Genomic DNA, 14,787 nt, shown 5'->3' on the forward strand with positions numbered 1-14,787 from the left:
CGGCGTTACGCTCCTTGTGCGATGGCGTAGCGGCTGGAGAGCGCGTCGAAACGCGGCTTGTCGACGAGACGCTGGCGCTCGGCGAACGTCGCCGTAAGCCCAGAGGCTTCATCGAGCGCGCCGTGATCGCGCAATTCTGTCAGTGCGGTTTGCATGCCTTTGATGGCGCCCTGCAGCGCGACATTGGCGTAGAGCACGAGATTGAAACCCATGTCGGCGGCAATGGTTCGATCGGTGATCGGCGTTTTGCCGCCGACGACCATGTTGAGCATCTGCGGCACCGGAAGAAGCTGCGGAATTTTCCGTAATTGTTCGGCGGTCTTGGGTGCCTCGACGAAAGCGATGTCGGCGCCGGCTTCGATATAGCCGTGCATGCGATCGATCGCTGCTTCGAAACCTTCGGCCGCGCAGGCATCGGTGCGCGCGACGATGAGGACGCCGTCGCGCCTCGCATCGACGGCGGCTTTCACTTTGCCGATCATTTCGGCTGACGGGATCAGCTCCTGTCCGTCGAAATGGCCGCAGCGCTTCGGCGCGACCTGATCCTCGATCTGAATGGCGCTGGCGCCGGCGCGTTCCAGCATGGTGATCGTGCGGCCGACGTTGAGCGCATTGCCGAAGCCCGTGTCCGCATCGACCACGAGGGGAAGCGAGACGACATTGCGGATCGCCATGGTGTAATCGACGAGCTGGCTCAGATCGACGAAGCCGAGATCGGGCAGGCCGAGATGCATGTTGGTGAGGCCGGCGCCGGTCAGATAAAGCGCTTCGAAGCCGAGATCGGCGATGATGCGGGCGGTGAGAGCGTTCGCCGCGCCCGGCATCAGCACGCCGCGCTTTTGCGCGAGAAGCTGTCGCAAGGTTTCGATGTGATCTTGAGCCATGTCGTGTTCCCGTCGAACCGCGGACCGCGCCTCTTCGTCGGGCTCTGGCCGGTTCTGTCGGGCATTTATGGGCCGCTCGCGGAAACGATATCAAATATATTGTTTTGGCATTTTTGATACTTTATAAATATTAAATGGAACTTCGCCATCTGCGTTATTTCTGCGCTGCCGCCGAGGAATTGCACATCCGCCGCGCCGCCGAGCGCCTGGGCATCGCGCAACCACCACTGACGCAGCAGATCAAAGCGCTGGAGAATGAGCTGGGCGCCAAGCTGTTCATGCGTGTCGGCCGGGGCGTGGCGCTGACCGAGGCGGGCCGCCTGTTTCAGGCCGAGGCGCAATTGATCCTGGCGCGTGTCGACCATGTGGCCATGCTCACCCGCCAAGTCGCCAGTGGTCAGGTCGGGCGACTGCGGGTTGGCTTCACCGAATCGGCGTCGTTCAGCCCGGTGTTCACGGCGACCTTCGCGGCCTTCCGCGCCCGATGGCCGGGCGTCGAACTGGAACTCGAGGAAGCTCATACCGAAATTCAGGTCGAGTGGTTACGCCAAGGACGTTTGGATGCGGGCTTCGTGCGTCCGCCCATTCCGGTCGGCAGTCCGATTCAATTCGAAGCTTTGACCAGCGATCCGGTGATGCTTGCGGTGCCGCGAGGCCATCGCCTGGCGGGGCGCAAATCGATCTCGCTCAAAGAACTCACGAACGAAAATTTCATCGGCTATGCGCGCCAGCACGGCACGGGACTGTCGGACGCGGTCATCGCCGCCTGCCGTCGCGCCGGCTTTGAGCCGCGATTGGTGCAGCAGGCGCCACAGCTTTCATCGACGATCAATCTCGTCGCAGCGACGGTCGGCATTGCAATCGTGCCCGCGCGCATGCGTCATCTGCGGCCGGACAGCGTCGCTTTCGTCAAACTCTCCGACATCGACGTGCGGGCGCAGCTCGGCATCGCCTATATCCGCACCGAACATTCAAATGCCGTCCGCCATCTCATCGAAATGGCGAGATCGCAGGTGAAGGCGATTGTTGATTAAGCGAGCCAGTTCGGCGTCCGGTCGAGGCCGATCAGGTCGTCGAAGGTCTGGCGTGGGCGCACCACGGCCCATTTGTCGCCGTTGACCAGCACTTCCGGCACCAGCAGACGCGAATTGTAGGTGCCGGCCTGAACCGCGCCATAGGCGCCGGCGGAGAGAACCGCCAGCAGGTCGCCCGGTGCCATGTCCGGCAGCCGGCGGTGCAGGGCGAGATAGTCGCCGGTCTCGCAGACCGGGCCGACGATATCGGCATAGATCATCGCCGCATCCGCAGCCGTTTCCTTGATCGGCCGGACGCGATGGTAGGCGTGATAGAGCGTCGGGCGGATCAGATCGTTCATCGCGCCATCGACGATGAGGAAATTCTTGCCGTCGCCGTGCTTCAGATAGAGCACGCTGGTGACGAGAATGCCGGCATTGCCGACGAGAAAGCGGCCCGGCTCGAACACCAGTTTGCAGCCGAGATTGTGGGTGTGCTTGCGCACGATCGCCGCGTACTTTTCCGGCTGCGTTTCGTCTTCCCGATCGGAGCCGCGATAGGCGATGCCGAGGCCGCCGCCCAGATCGATGTGATCGATCGCATGGCCATCGCCACGCAAGGTGCGCACGAAATCCGAGAGCAGAGCGAAAGCTTCATCGAAGGGCGTGAGATCGGTGATCTGCGAGCCGATGTGCATGTCGATGCCCGTCACCTTGATACCGGGCAGTTTGGCGGCGCGCGCATAGACCTCGCGCGCCTGCACAAGCGGAATGCCGAACTTGTTTTCCGACTTGCCGGTCGAAATCTTCTCGTGCGTCTTGGCATCGACATTCGGATTGACGCGCAGCGAGACATGCGCGGTCTGGCCGCGTGCCTTGGCGATACGCGAAATCAGTTCAAGCTCGGGCTCGGATTCGACATTGAAGCAGAAAATGCCGGTTTGCAGGGCCAAGTTGATTTCCGCTTCGGTCTTGCCGACGCCGGAGAAGGTGATCTTCTTGCCGGGCACGCCGGCGGCGATGGCGCGGCGCAATTCGCCTTCCGACACCACGTCCATACCGGCGCCAAGGCGCGCCAGGAGTTTCAGCACGGCCTGGTTGGAGTTGGCCTTCATGGCGAAACAGACGAGTGCGTCGGTGCCGGCGAAAGCCTGCGTGAAGGCGCGATAGCGCGCTTCGATCGCGGCGGTCGAATAGCAATAGAACGGCGTCGGCAATTCGGCGGCGATGTCACGCACGTCGACAGCTTCGGCATGCAAGGTGCCGTGCCGATATTCGAAAGGAGTCATGATGGCGCTGTTGGCGGTCTGTCAGAGAATGGGATCGAGAATGAACGGTTCCTTCGACGGCACGATCACTTTCGGTTTGTCGGAGGCTCGTGTCGGCGAATAGACGTTGGAACTCTGCGATTGCGCCGGCTGGCTGGCGCCGCCTGGAATTTCCAGCGGGCCGCGACGGCCGCAGGCGGACAGGCCGAGGGCGAGCACCGCCAGCAGCGGAGCGAGTACGAACAGGCGCGATTTGGTTTGCGGCGTCACTGACATCTCCAGATCAGGCGACGTGAGTATCACAAGCGAAGACGAAAGGCGCTCCCACCGCCGGCATGGGCCGCCCCGGTCGCGCGGCCCATTCTGCGGCGTTTTGCCGCATCAACCGAGGCGCTTGAGCCAGGTGTCGGCTTGCTGGCGGACGTTACTGGGCGCGGTGCCACCATAGGAGGTGCGGCTTTCGACCGATTTTTCGACGCCTAACACGTCGAAAACCTCCGCCGTGATGCGCGGTTCGACGGTTTGCATGTCGGCCAAGGACAGTGCTTCCAGGCCGATGTTGCGGTCGGAGGCCAGTTTTACCAAGGAACCGGTGACGTGGTGGGCGTCGCGGAACGGCATTTTCAAGGTGCGCACCAGCCAGTCGGCGAGGTCGGTGGCGGTGGCGAAGCCCGCGCCGGCGGCGGCCTTCATGCGCTGGGTGTCCGGCGTCATGTCGCGCACCATGCCGGCCATGGCGGCCAGGCACAGCGAGAGGGTGTGCAGGGCGTCGAACGTGCCCTCCTTGTCCTCCTGCATGTCCTTGGAATAGGCCAACGGCAGGCCTTTCATGACGATCAGCAGGCCGTTCAGGCCGCCGATGACACGGCCGGTCTTGCCGCGCACCAGTTCCGCCGCGTCGGGATTGCGCTTCTGCGGCATGATCGACGAGCCGGTGGTGAATTTGTCGGACAGACGCACGAAACCGAACTGCGGCGTGGTCCACAGCACGAATTCCTCGGCCAGGCGCGACAGGTGCACGGCGCAGATCGAGGCGGCCGACAGGGTTTCGAGCACGAAGTCGCGATCGGAGACGCTATCGAGCGAATTGGCCGTCGGCCGGTCGAAGCCGAGCGCGGCGGCGGTCATGTTCCGGTCGATCGGGAAGGACGTGCCGGCCAGCGCGGCGGCGCCGAGCGGGCATTCGTTGAGCCGGTCGCGGGCATCGGACAATCGGCCGCGGTCGCGCGCCAGCATCTCCACATAGGCGAGCAGATGGTGGCCGAAGGTGACCGGCTGGGCCGATTGCAGATGGGTGAAGCCGGGCATGACGGCATCGGCATGCTGCTTCGCCCGTTCCGCCAGGGCCTTCTGCAAGTCTTTGATCTGACTGTCGATCTGGTCGATGGCGTCGCGCACCCAGAGGCGGAAGTCGAGCGCCACCTGGTCGTTGCGCGAGCGTGCCGTGTGCAGCCGGCCGGCGTTGGGGCCGAGCAGTTTGGCGAGCCGCGACTCGACATTCATATGAATGTCCTCGAGTTCCCGCGAGAACGTGAACGTGCCCGCCTCGATTTCGGCCTTCACCTGATCTAAACCGGCCGAGATCGCCTGGGCATCGGCTTCCGTGAGAATGCCGGTCTTGGCCAGCATGGAAACATGCGCTTTCGAGCCCGCAATATCCTGCGCGGCGAACCGGTAGTCGAAACCGATCGAAGCGTTGATTTCTTCCATGATGGCGTCGGGACCGGTTTCGAACCGGCCGCCCCACATCTTGTTACTCATCTTGCGCCCTTTGGAACGAAACCTGATGGCTGAAGCGGAAAAGAACATTGCGGACGGCGCGGCGGGCAAGCCCGGAACGCCCCGCGGCGCGTTCGTGCTGGCGGGGGTGGCCGCCATCGCGATCGCGGCTGTCGTATACGGGATCATCGCCGTCGGCGGCAAGGAAACGGGCACCGGAAATTGCGCGGTGAGCGAGGCGGGCCTGGCGCCGCTGCGCGCCGCCGCCACCGGCGACGTCGCCGGGCTGACCGTCAGCAAGGTGATGAAACCGGCCACCGACATCTCTTTTGACGGGCCGGACGGCACGCGCAAGACGCTCGCCGACTTCAAGGGCAAGACCGTGCTGCTCAACCTGTGGGCCACCTGGTGCCTGCCCTGCCGGGCGGAAATGCCGGCGCTCGACCAGCTCCAGGCCAAGCTTGGCGGCGATCATTTCGAAGTGGTGGCGGTCAATATCGACACCGCCCGGCTGGAAAAGCGGCAGGCTTTCCTCGACGAGGCGGGGGTGAAATCCCTCGGATTCTACGCCGATCCGAAGGCGGCGGTGTTCCAGACCCTGCGCCAGGCCGGCAAAGTGGTCGGGCTGCCGACGACCTTGCTGATCGATTCGCGCGGCTGCGAGCTGGGAATCATGTCCGGTCCCGCCGAATGGGCCTCCGAGGATGCGCAGCGGCTGATCCGGGCGGCGACGGCGCTGAAACCGGGAACTTAGGGAATCTCCGCGTAAATCCCTGGTTCTGATGGTCTCAGGACCTGCAAGCATGGCTGAAATGCCCGGCTCAAGGTTCGGATTGCGCGGTGCACACTCTTCGATTAGTGAAACCCCGACGAATTCAGAGCGAAGGGGCCCTCCCATGGCCGAACCAAATCCGAGCCCGCTGGCCGCAGAAGCGCGCCGTCCATTGTCGCCGCACCTGCAGGTCTACCGCCTGACACTCACCATGATGATGTCAGGCATCCACCGCATCACCGGCATGGGCCTTTATCTGGGTACACTGCTTCTGGCCTGGTGGCTGATCGCGGCGGCGACCGATGCGGCTTCTTTCGAGACCGTGTCCTGGGTCATATCGTCGATCATCGGCCGGCTGATCCTGCTCGGTTTCACCTGGGCGCTGTTCACGCACATGCTCGGTGGCGTCCGCCACTTCATCTGGGATGCCGGCCGCGGCATGGAGCATCCGGAGCGGGAATATCTCGCGCATATGACGATCTGGGGCGGCCTCGCGCTCACCCTCATCGTCTGGATCATCGCTTACGCGGTTCGCTGAGATCGGGAACGCCGTCATGACAAACACACCTCACTCCATGCGCACGCCGATGGGCAAGGTTCGCTACCTGGGCTCCGCTAAGTCCGGCACGCGCCATATGCTGCACACCCGGCTGACCGCGATCGCTCTGCTGCCGCTGTCCATCGCCTTCGTGTGGATCGTCGTGTCGCTGGTCGGCAAGGACTACAACACGGTGCGCGCGACGCTCGGCAATCCGCTCGTCTCCGTCACGCTGCTGTTGTTCCTGATCGCCGGCATCTATCACATGATGCTCGGCATGCAGATGGTCATCGAAGACTACGTGTATGGCGAGCACACCAAATTCTGGCTGCTTGCCCTCAACACCTGCTTCGCCATCGCCGTCGGCTTGGCCTGCGCCTATGCGGTGCTGCGGTTGAGTTTCGTCTGAGCACTTCGTTTCGAGCGCAGGGTTGAAGACCTGCGCCGCAAGATCACGAAAAGGGTAGACCCATGGCCACTTCTTCCGCCGCAAACGGCACGGCCCCTTCCGCCAACGGTAAGGCTTATCCGATCACCGATCACACGTTCGATGTGGTGATCATCGGTGCCGGCGGCGCTGGCTTGCGCGCCACCGTCGGCTGTTCGCAGGCGGGCCTGCGCACTGCTTGTATCTCGAAGGTGTTCCCGACGCGCTCGCACACGGTGGCGGCGCAGGGCGGCATTTCCGCTTCGCTCGGCAACATGGGTCCGGACGACTGGCGCTGGCACATGTACGACACGGTCAAGGGCTCCGACTGGCTCGGCGACCAGGACAGTATCGAATATCTAGTGCGCAACGCGCCGGCCGCCGTCTACGAACTGGAACATTGGGGCGTGCCGTTCTCGCGCACCGAAGAAGGCAAGATCTACCAGCGCCCGTTCGGCGGCATGACCACCGACTTCGGCAAGGGCATCGCGCAACGCACCTGCGCCGCCGCCGACCGCACCGGCCACGCCATCCTGCACACGCTCTATGGCCAGGCGCTGCGCAACAACACCGAATTCTTCATCGAATATTTCGCCATCGACCTGATCATGGATCAGGAAGGCCGTTGCCGCGGCGTTGTCTGCATCAAGATGGACGACGGTACGATCCACCGCTTCCGCGCCAATCTGGTCATTCTCGCCACCGGCGGTTATGGCCGCGCCTATTTCTCGGCGACCTCGGCGCATACCTGCACCGGAGACGGCAACGCCATGGCGCTTCGCGCGGGTTTGCCTCTCGAAGATATGGAATTTGTCCAATTCCACCCTACGGGCATCTATGGTTCGGGCTGTCTGATCACCGAAGGGGCGCGCGGCGAAGGCGGCTATGTCACCAATTCGGAAGGCGAGCGCTTCATGGAGCGTTATGCGCCCTCAGCCAAGGATCTGGCTTCGCGCGACGTCGTTTCACGCGCCATGACCATCGAGATCCGCGAGGGACGCGGCGTCGGCAAGAAGAAGGATCACATCTTCCTGCATCTCGACCATCTTGACCCGAAGGTGCTGCACGAACGCCTGCCCGGCATTTCGGAAAGCGCGCGCATCTTCGCCGGCGTCGACGTGACCAAGGAGCCGATCCCGGTCATTCCGACCGTCCACTACAACATGGGCGGCATTCCGACGAATTATCACGGCGAAGTGCTGACCAAGAAGAACGGCGATCCGGACTTCATCATTCCCGGCCTGATGGCGCTGGGCGAAGCGGCCTGCGTGTCGGTGCATGGCGCCAACCGTCTCGGTTCCAACTCGCTGATCGATCTGGTCGTGTTCGGCCGCGCCGCCGGTCTGCGCGCCGCCGAACTGATCAAGCCCGGCGAGAAGCAGGCCGATCTGCCGGCGGATTCGGCCGATCTGGCGCTGTCGCGTCTCGACAAGTTCCGCTGGGCTAAGGGCGGCACGCCGACGGCAGAACTGCGCAACAAGATGCAGACGACGATGCAGTCGAACTGCGCCGTGTTCCGCACCGGCGAAGTGCTGGAAGAAGGTTCCAAGCTCATCCACGACGTGTGGGGCGGCGTGCAGGACATCGGCGTCACCGATCGTTCGCTGGTGTGGAATTCCGATCTCATCGAGACCCTGGAGTTCGACAATCTCATCATCCAGGCGGTGGTGACGATGGACTCGGCGGTGCAGCGCAAGGAAAGCCGCGGCGCGCATGCGCGCGAGGATTATCCGAACCGCGACGACAAGGATTGGATGAAGCACACGCTGGCGTGGGCCGACGACGAGAAGCGCCAGGTGACGATCGATTCACGTCCCGTGCACACCTACACGATGTCAAACGAAATCAGCTATATCGAGCCCAAGGCTCGCGTTTACTGAGCCGGAGAATTCCGCAATGGTCGAATTCGCACTTCCGAAGAACTCGCGGCCTACAAAAGGCAAGACCTGGCCGAAGCCGGCTGGCGCCAAGAACGTGCGTGAGTTCCGCATCTACCGCTGGAATCCGGACGACGGGCAGAATCCGCGCATCGACACCTATCATGTCGATATGGACGATTGCGGACCGATGGTGCTCGACGCCATCATCTGGATCAAGAACAAGGTCGATCCGACGCTGACCTTCCGCCGCTCCTGCCGCGAAGGCATCTGCGGCTCCTGCGCGATGAACATCGACGGCGCCAATACGCTGGCGTGCACTAAGGACATGGCAACCATCAAGGGCGCGGTGGCGATCTATCCGCTGCCGCATATGCCGGTGGTCAAGGATCTCGTTCCTGATCTGACGCGCTTTTATGCGCAGCACGCCTCGATCGAGCCGTGGCTGAAGACCGTGTCGCCGCAGCCGGAGAAGGAATGGCGGCAGTCGCATGAAGACCGCGTCAAGCTCGACGGTCTCTACGAGTGCATTCTGTGCGCCTGCTGCTCGACCTCGTGCCCGAGCTATTGGTGGAACGGCGACCGTTATCTCGGTCCGGCCGTTCTGCTGCAGGCCTATCGCTGGCTGATCGATTCGCGCGACGAAGCGACGGGCGAGCGCCTCGACAATCTCGAGGATCCGTTCCGCCTCTATCGCTGCCACACGATCATGAACTGCGCCAAGACCTGCCCGAAGGGTCTCAATCCGGCGAAGGCGATCGCCGAGATCAAGAACATGATGGTGGCGCGGCAGATCTAAGGGATTAGATCGGGACCTCTGTGTCATCCCGGGCGCCGCAGGCGACCCGGGATCCAGGGGCGTGTGGTACCACTTGAGATCGCGATACAGTCGCGTCTTCTTCAGATCGTCAAATTCAGCAGCGTTTCATCGCTTGCCCCTGGTTCCCGGATCACGATGCGCGTGTCCGGGATGACACAGAGTGCGAGCCTTTAGCTCGCCGGCTTGTCCTTCAGCCAGGTGCGCTTCTGCAGATCGACCATGGCGATGGCGAAGCTGGCGCTGTCCTCGACCATTTCCTGCCAAACCGAAGCCGGCGAAGCGGCGAGCGGCTTGAAGGCGGCGTCGACCTGATCGACGTCGTGTTGCAGAACGGCGGCGAACTTGCGGGCGATGCGCTGCATCGGCGTGTTATGCGGCAGGCAGCTCATATAGAGCTCGCCGGCGCGGCGGTTGCGCGCGGCGCGCACGATGCGTTCCATCAGCTCGGTGCCGATGCCCCGGCCGCGCCAATCCTTTTCGACGCTGAAGGCGGCTTCGGCCGCGCCGCCGAAGGCGAGCGGCAGGCCATGGCCAAGGCCACGCAGTTCGCCGGCGCCGCGCAGGACGCCGTCAACGAAGAACCCGTGGATCACGTCGTCCATGCCGAAACAGCGCTCGGCATAGCGGGCGATGAAATCGTCGGAGACGCCGAAACCGAAACGGTCATGGCGGCTTTGCGGGTCGAGACGGAGGAGATGGTCGCGGAAGGCGGCCTCGTCAGCCCGCCAGATGCGGCGGAACTGCTCGCCAGCCTGCGGTGCATAGCGGCTCTGCGCCGGAGGGCGCGCGGGAGGCGGCAAAGGGGGCGGCACGTGCTGCATTGCGTCAAATTCCTATCGACACTCTCGATCGTCCCCGCTCCCGGCCGATCGAACGATGGTAACTCCCTTTCGAATCAGTGATGAGTCCAATATCCTCAATATCCTAAGGAGATATTGCACTGCAATATCGCTAAAATGATGGCAGGGCCCCTGAAAATCAAGCTCGACTATTTGTCGCGCTTGCGTGGGGTGCGTCCGCGCCGGTAAGTGGGTCAGGTTTCATTTCACCGCTTGTTGTCACGTGACCCAGACCGTTTCGGATTTGTATTCCCAGCATGTCCGCGACGGACATATCGAGGACGACCCGGCGCAGCGCCAGTTGGTGCGCCGGCTCGATCAATTGGTCGACGCGCTGCGGGAAACCCAGTTGGCGCGTAAATCCAATCCGCTCGGCTGGCTGTTTGGCCGCCGCCAAGCCAAAGCCAAGAACGACATTCGCGGGCTCTACATCTGGGGCTCGGTCGGTCGCGGCAAGACGATGCTGATGGACCTGTTCTTCGAGGTGGCGCCGGTCGCTGCCAAGAAGCGCGTCCATTTCCATGCCTTCATGGCCGACGTGCATGCGCGGGTGCATGCCTGGCGCCAGGCGCGCAAAGCCGGCACCGCCAAAGGCGAGGAGCCGATCCATCCGATCGCCGACGATCTGGCCGACGAAGCGACCCTGCTCTGCTTCGACGAATTTTCCGTCACCGACATCGCCGATGCGATGTTGCTCGGCCGTCTGTTTGAGGCGCTGTTCGCACGCGGCATCATCGTCGTGGCGACGTCGAACGTCGAGCCGTCGCGTCTTTACGAGGGCGGTCTCAACCGGGCCTTGTTCCTGCCGTTCATCGCGCTGCTGACCAAGAAGATGGACGTGGTGTCGCTCGATTCGCGCACCGACTTCCGCTTGGAGAAGCTCAGCGGTTCACCGGTCTATTACGTGCCGGCGGATGCGACGGCACGGGCGGCGATCGATCGCATGTTCAAATCGCTCAGCGGCGCCGAACAGGGCACGCCGACCACTTTGCGCGTGCTCGGCCGCGATGTGCCGGTGCCCGAACAGGCGGCCAACGTGGCCCGCTTCACCTTTCGCGACCTGTGCGAGAAACCATTGGCAGCGGCGGATTATCTCGCCATCGCCGAGCATTATCATACGGTGATCGTCGAGAACATTCCGGTCATCAAGGCCAGCCAGCGCAATGAAGCCAAGCGCTTCATCAACCTGATCGACACGTTCTACGATCGGCACGTCAAACTGATTGCGTCGGCGGAAGCCGAGCCGCACAATCTCTTCTTGGGAACGGAAGGCCGTGAGGCGTTCGAGTTCGAGCGCACCGTCTCGCGCTTGATCGAAATGCGCTCGGAAGAATATCTGTCTTTGCCGCACGGCCATGTCACGTCGGAAGCCTCCGGCGATACGACCGGGCTGATCGATACGTAGGGTTTTGGACACGTGGGGTTTTTGTTTTGACGCGTCTTCGTGGCGTTTGATGGGTCCATCAAACCGCGAAACGCTATTGAGCGGAGGTTCGCATGGCGCGTCGCGCTCAGCCTGAGCCGGTTGATGCCCGTCTGCTCAAGATCGCGGCGGCGCATATCCGCCGTCACGGCATCGCCAAGACGACGATCGTGTCGATCGCCGCCGAGGCCGGCATGTCGCATGCCAATGTCTATCGCTACTTCCCGTCGAAATGGGCGCTGTTCGAGGCGCTCGGCGATCGCTGGCTGAAGCCGGTCGAAGCGCGGCTGCGCGAGGTGGCTGATGGGCCAGACCCCGCCGACGACAAGCTGGAGCGGCTCGTCAGCCTGCTGCATCGGGCCTATCGCGACAAAGTGGAGAGCGAGCCGGAACTGTTCGCGATCTTCGTCGAATCGGTCGAGAAGGGCCGCGCCGGTGCCCGGCGCCACCGCGCCCGCGTGCAGCAGGAAGTGCAGCAGGTGATCGAGGACGGAATCGCCGCCGGTGTGTTCCTGGCTTCCGATCTGCGCCGGGCCATGGCGCTGGTTTTCGACGTGCTGCACCGCTTTATTCACCCGGCGGCCATCTGGCACGACCGGGAGGTGCCGCGCGACCAGCTTCAGCGTCGCTTGGATCGGGTGACCGCCCTGGTCACTCGCGCGCTGGTCGGCGGGCTTCGCCAAGTGCTTTAAAAGGGCCAAAAATGCGCTCTGACAAATTACAAAAATTGAAATTTGTTACATAAATTTTCCGTGTTCGGGAGGGACCGGGAAAATTGTCCTAAGAACATGAATTGACGGGCGAATAGCGCGCCTTACCGAAGCTGTCCCGCGCTCCTCGCTCGGCTTCCATGCAATTGAATTGGCGGGTTTGGCTTGCCTGGATCGCCAGAAAGAGTCAAAGACGCGCCGCCGGCCCGAACAGAGGCCCGAGATTCAACTGCGAAGGACGTCAACCTATGGCGCGAAATAAGATTGCATTGATCGGAGCGGGACAAATTGGTGGCACGCTCGCCCTCCTCGCCGGCATTAAAGAATTGGGGGATGTCGTTCTCTTCGACATCATGGAAGGCACGCCGCAGGGCAAGGCGCTCGATCTCGCCGAAGCGTCCCCGGTCGAAGGTTTCGACGCCAAGATGACCGGCGCGAACGACTATTCCGCCATCAAGGACGCTGACGTCATCATCGTCACTGCCGGCGTGCCGCGTAAGCCCGGCATGAGCCGTGACGATCTGCTCGGCATCAACCTCAAGGTGATGGACTCGGTGGGCGCGGGCATCAAGCAATATGCGCCGAACGCTTTCGTCATCTGCATCACCAATCCGCTCGACGCGATGGTGTGGGCTTTGCAGAAGGCCTGTGGTCTGCCCGCAAACAAGGTCGTCGGCATGGCTGGTGTGCTCGACTCGGCGCGCTTCCGCTACTTCCTCGCTGAAGAGTTCAACGTCTCCGTCGAAGACGTCACCGCCTTCGTGCTCGGTGGCCATGGCGACGACATGGTGCCGTCGGTGCGCTACTCAACGGTTGCCGGCATTCCGTTGCCCGATCTCATCAAGATGGGCTGGACGACGCAGGAAAAGCTCGACGCCATCGTCAAGCGCACCCGCGGCGGCGGCGGCGAAATCGTCAACCTGCTCAAGACCGGTTCGGCTTTCTATGCGCCGGCTTCCTCGGCGATCTCGATGGCCGAAAGCTATCTGCGCGACAAGCGCCGCGTGCTGCCCTGCGCCGCTTACCTCACCGGCCAGTATGGCGTGAAGGATATGTATGTCGGCGTGCCGGTGGTGATCGGCAAGAACGGCGTCGAGAAGATCGTCGAGATCTCGCTCGATGCGGCCGAAAAAGAAATGTTCGCGACGTCGGTGAAGTCGGTGCAGACGCTGGTTGAAGCCTGCAAGACCATCAATCCGGCTTTCGCCTGATCACAATCGATCCGTCACGAACCGCTGCCATGGTTCGTGACGGTTTGAACTGAAGCCGATCGCCATAGCGGCATCCGGGGGTTTGCATGAACATTCACGAGTATCAGGCCAAGGCAGTGCTGAAGGAATTCGGCGTGCCGGTTTCGAAAGGTGTCGCCATTCTCAAGGCCAGCGACGCGGAAGCGGCGGCCAAGGAACTGGGCGGACCGTTGTGGGTCGTCAAGTCGCAGATCCATGCGGGCGGTCGCGGCAAGGGCAAGTTCAAGGAAGCGGCGGCCGGCGACAAGGGCGGCGTGCGCCTCGCCAAGTCGATCGACGAAGTGAAGACCTTCGCCCAGCAGATGCTCGGCAACACGCTCGTCACCGTGCAGACCGGCCCGGCCGGCAAGCAGGTCAACCGCCTCTACATTGAAGACGGCTCCGACATCGAGAAGGAATTCTATCTCTCGGCGCTCGTCGATCGCTCCACCAGCCGCATCTCCTTCGTCGTGTCGACCGAAGGCGGCATGGACATCGAAACCGTCGCGCATGACACGCCGGAAAAGATCGTCTCCTTCTCCGTCGATCCGGCCACCGGCATCATGCCGCATCACGGCCGCACGGTCGCCGATGCGCTGGGCCTGGACGGCGATCTCGCCAAGCAGGCAGGCAAGATCGTCGCGCAGCTCTATGCGGCTTTTGTCGCCAAGGACATGGAGATGCTCGAGATCAATCCGCTGATCGTCACCAAGCAGGGTCAGCTCAAGGCGCTCGACGCCAAGGTCTCCTTCGACAGCAACGCGCTCTACAAGCACCCCGAAATCGTCGCCCTGCGCGACGAGACCGAAGAGGATGCCAAGGAGATCGAAGCCTCCAAGCACGATCTCGCCTATATCGCGCTCGACGGTAACATCGGCTGCATGGTCAACGGCGCCGGCCTCGCCATGGCGACGCTCGACATCATCAAGCTCTACGGCATGGAGCCGGCCAACTTCCTCGACGTCGGCGGTGGCGCCAGCGAAGAGAAGGTGACGGCGGCGTTCCAGATCATCACGGCTGACCCGAACGTGAAGGGCATCCTGGTCAACATCTTCGGCGGCATCATGAAGTGCGACGTGATCGCGCGCGGCGTGCTGGCGGCGGTGAAGACCGTCGGCCTGCAAGTGCCGCTGGTGGTTCGCCTCGAAGGCACCAATGTGGAAGAGGGCAAGCGCATCATCCGTGAGAGCGGCCTCAATGTCATTCCGGCCGACGATCTCGACGATGCGGCGCAGAAAATCGTGAACGCCGTCAAGGCCGCCGCGTAA

At 62.7% G+C, this 14,787-nt stretch carries 15 protein-coding genes; 10 read left to right on the forward strand and 5 right to left on the reverse strand.

Going from position 1 to position 14,787, the window contains the following annotated elements; all coding sequences use genetic code 11:
• Positions 1–5: 5 nt before the first annotated feature.
• Complete coding sequence (locus OIM99_RS06970; RefSeq protein WP_311849602.1) at positions 6–884, reverse strand: isocitrate lyase/PEP mutase family protein; 879 nt, start codon at positions 882–884, stop codon at positions 6–8.
• A gap of 134 nt (positions 885–1,018) precedes the next feature.
• Here OIM99_RS06970 and OIM99_RS06975 point away from each other — a divergent pair, with 134 nt between their 5' ends.
• Positions 1,019–1,918: a LysR family transcriptional regulator gene (locus tag OIM99_RS06975; RefSeq protein WP_311849603.1), complete on the forward strand. Its 900-nt coding sequence runs from the start codon at positions 1,019–1,021 to the stop codon at positions 1,916–1,918.
• Here OIM99_RS06975 and lysA read toward each other — a convergent pair.
• The 3 genes from lysA to argH form a co-directional block, all read right to left on the reverse strand.
• Complete coding sequence (gene lysA / locus OIM99_RS06980) at positions 1,915–3,186, reverse strand: diaminopimelate decarboxylase (RefSeq protein WP_311849604.1); 1,272 nt, start codon at positions 3,184–3,186, stop codon at positions 1,915–1,917. The genes OIM99_RS06975 and lysA overlap by 4 nt on opposite strands.
• Before the next feature lie 21 nt (positions 3,187–3,207).
• Positions 3,208–3,435, reverse strand: a complete 228-nt coding sequence (lptM, locus tag OIM99_RS06985) for an LPS translocon maturation chaperone LptM (protein WP_311849605.1) — start codon at positions 3,433–3,435, stop codon at positions 3,208–3,210.
• Positions 3,436–3,546: 111 nt separating this feature from the next.
• On the reverse strand, positions 3,547–4,926 hold the full coding sequence (gene argH / locus OIM99_RS06990; RefSeq protein ID WP_311849606.1) for an argininosuccinate lyase: 1,380 nt from the start codon (positions 4,924–4,926) through the stop codon (positions 3,547–3,549).
• Positions 4,927–4,951: 25 nt separating this feature from the next.
• Between argH and tlpA the strand changes: the two genes are divergently transcribed.
• From tlpA to OIM99_RS07015, 5 genes are all read left to right on the forward strand, one after another.
• Positions 4,952–5,638: a thiol:disulfide interchange protein TlpA gene (gene tlpA / locus OIM99_RS06995; protein WP_311849607.1), complete on the forward strand. Its 687-nt coding sequence runs from the start codon at positions 4,952–4,954 to the stop codon at positions 5,636–5,638.
• A gap of 142 nt (positions 5,639–5,780) precedes the next feature.
• Positions 5,781–6,194: a succinate dehydrogenase, cytochrome b556 subunit gene (gene sdhC / locus OIM99_RS07000; RefSeq protein WP_311849608.1), complete on the forward strand. Its 414-nt coding sequence runs from the start codon at positions 5,781–5,783 to the stop codon at positions 6,192–6,194.
• Positions 6,195–6,210: 16 nt separating this feature from the next.
• Entirely contained in the window at positions 6,211–6,603 is a 393-nt protein-coding gene (gene sdhD, locus OIM99_RS07005; protein WP_311849609.1) for a succinate dehydrogenase, hydrophobic membrane anchor protein, read from the forward strand.
• Between the two features lie 62 nt (positions 6,604–6,665).
• Complete coding sequence (sdhA, locus tag OIM99_RS07010; protein ID WP_311849610.1) at positions 6,666–8,501, forward strand: succinate dehydrogenase flavoprotein subunit; 1,836 nt, start codon at positions 6,666–6,668, stop codon at positions 8,499–8,501.
• A 16-nt stretch (positions 8,502–8,517) separates the two neighbouring features.
• Positions 8,518–9,297 carry a succinate dehydrogenase iron-sulfur subunit gene (locus OIM99_RS07015; RefSeq protein ID WP_311849611.1) on the forward strand — a complete coding sequence of 260 codons (780 nt, stop codon included), beginning with the start codon at positions 8,518–8,520 and terminating at the stop codon, positions 9,295–9,297.
• Positions 9,298–9,488: 191 nt separating this feature from the next.
• On the opposite strand, the gene OIM99_RS07020 is transcribed toward OIM99_RS07015, so the two are convergent.
• Positions 9,489–10,139, reverse strand: coding sequence for a GNAT family N-acetyltransferase (locus tag OIM99_RS07020; RefSeq protein WP_311849612.1), 651 nt, complete (start codon positions 10,137–10,139; stop codon positions 9,489–9,491).
• 241 nt (positions 10,140–10,380) lie between these two features.
• Here OIM99_RS07020 and zapE point away from each other — a divergent pair, with 241 nt between their 5' ends.
• The 4 genes from zapE (at position 10,381) to sucC (ending at position 14,787) form a co-directional block, all read left to right on the forward strand.
• Positions 10,381–11,562: a cell division protein ZapE gene (gene zapE / locus OIM99_RS07025; RefSeq protein WP_311849613.1), complete on the forward strand. Its 1,182-nt coding sequence runs from the start codon at positions 10,381–10,383 to the stop codon at positions 11,560–11,562.
• 92 nt (positions 11,563–11,654) lie between these two features.
• A complete protein-coding gene (locus OIM99_RS07030) occupies positions 11,655–12,272 on the forward strand; it encodes a TetR/AcrR family transcriptional regulator (RefSeq protein WP_311849614.1) in 618 nt (205 codons plus the stop codon).
• A 266-nt stretch (positions 12,273–12,538) separates the two neighbouring features.
• Entirely contained in the window at positions 12,539–13,501 is a 963-nt protein-coding gene (mdh, locus tag OIM99_RS07035; RefSeq protein WP_311849615.1) for a malate dehydrogenase, read from the forward strand.
• An 86-nt stretch (positions 13,502–13,587) separates the two neighbouring features.
• On the forward strand, positions 13,588–14,787 hold the full coding sequence (gene sucC, locus OIM99_RS07040) for an ADP-forming succinate--CoA ligase subunit beta (RefSeq protein ID WP_311849616.1): 1,200 nt from the start codon (positions 13,588–13,590) through the stop codon (positions 14,785–14,787).

Origin of the sequence: Methylocella sp. CPCC 101449 (genome assembly GCF_031921685.1) — a bacterium.
Taxonomy (GTDB): Bacteria; Pseudomonadota; Alphaproteobacteria; order Rhizobiales; family Beijerinckiaceae; genus Terripilifer.

What these genes read in the sequence shown, in the direction of transcription:
- OIM99_RS07015 (WP_311849611.1), top strand. Translation starts at nt 8,518, where the DNA reads ATGGTCGAATTCGCACTTCCGAAGAACTCGCGGCCTACAAAAGGCAAG.
- OIM99_RS06975 (WP_311849603.1), top strand. Translation starts at nt 1,019, where the DNA reads ATGGAACTTCGCCATCTGCGTTATTTCTGCGCTGCCGCCGAGGAATTG.
- argH (WP_311849606.1), bottom strand. Translation starts at nt 4,926, where the DNA reads ATGAGTAACAAGATGTGGGGCGGCCGGTTCGAAACCGGTCCCGACGCC.
- tlpA (WP_311849607.1), top strand. Translation starts at nt 4,952, where the DNA reads ATGGCTGAAGCGGAAAAGAACATTGCGGACGGCGCGGCGGGCAAGCCC.
- mdh (WP_311849615.1), top strand. Translation starts at nt 12,539, where the DNA reads ATGGCGCGAAATAAGATTGCATTGATCGGAGCGGGACAAATTGGTGGC.
- lysA (WP_311849604.1), bottom strand. Translation starts at nt 3,186, where the DNA reads ATGACTCCTTTCGAATATCGGCACGGCACCTTGCATGCCGAAGCTGTC.
- OIM99_RS06970 (WP_311849602.1), bottom strand. Translation starts at nt 884, where the DNA reads ATGGCTCAAGATCACATCGAAACCTTGCGACAGCTTCTCGCGCAAAAG.
- OIM99_RS07030 (WP_311849614.1), top strand. Translation starts at nt 11,655, where the DNA reads ATGGCGCGTCGCGCTCAGCCTGAGCCGGTTGATGCCCGTCTGCTCAAG.
- sdhA (WP_311849610.1), top strand. Translation starts at nt 6,666, where the DNA reads ATGGCCACTTCTTCCGCCGCAAACGGCACGGCCCCTTCCGCCAACGGT.
- sdhC (WP_311849608.1), top strand. Translation starts at nt 5,781, where the DNA reads ATGGCCGAACCAAATCCGAGCCCGCTGGCCGCAGAAGCGCGCCGTCCA.
- sdhD (WP_311849609.1), top strand. Translation starts at nt 6,211, where the DNA reads ATGACAAACACACCTCACTCCATGCGCACGCCGATGGGCAAGGTTCGC.
- OIM99_RS07020 (WP_311849612.1), bottom strand. Translation starts at nt 10,139, where the DNA reads ATGCAGCACGTGCCGCCCCCTTTGCCGCCTCCCGCGCGCCCTCCGGCG.
- sucC (WP_311849616.1), top strand. Translation starts at nt 13,588, where the DNA reads ATGAACATTCACGAGTATCAGGCCAAGGCAGTGCTGAAGGAATTCGGC.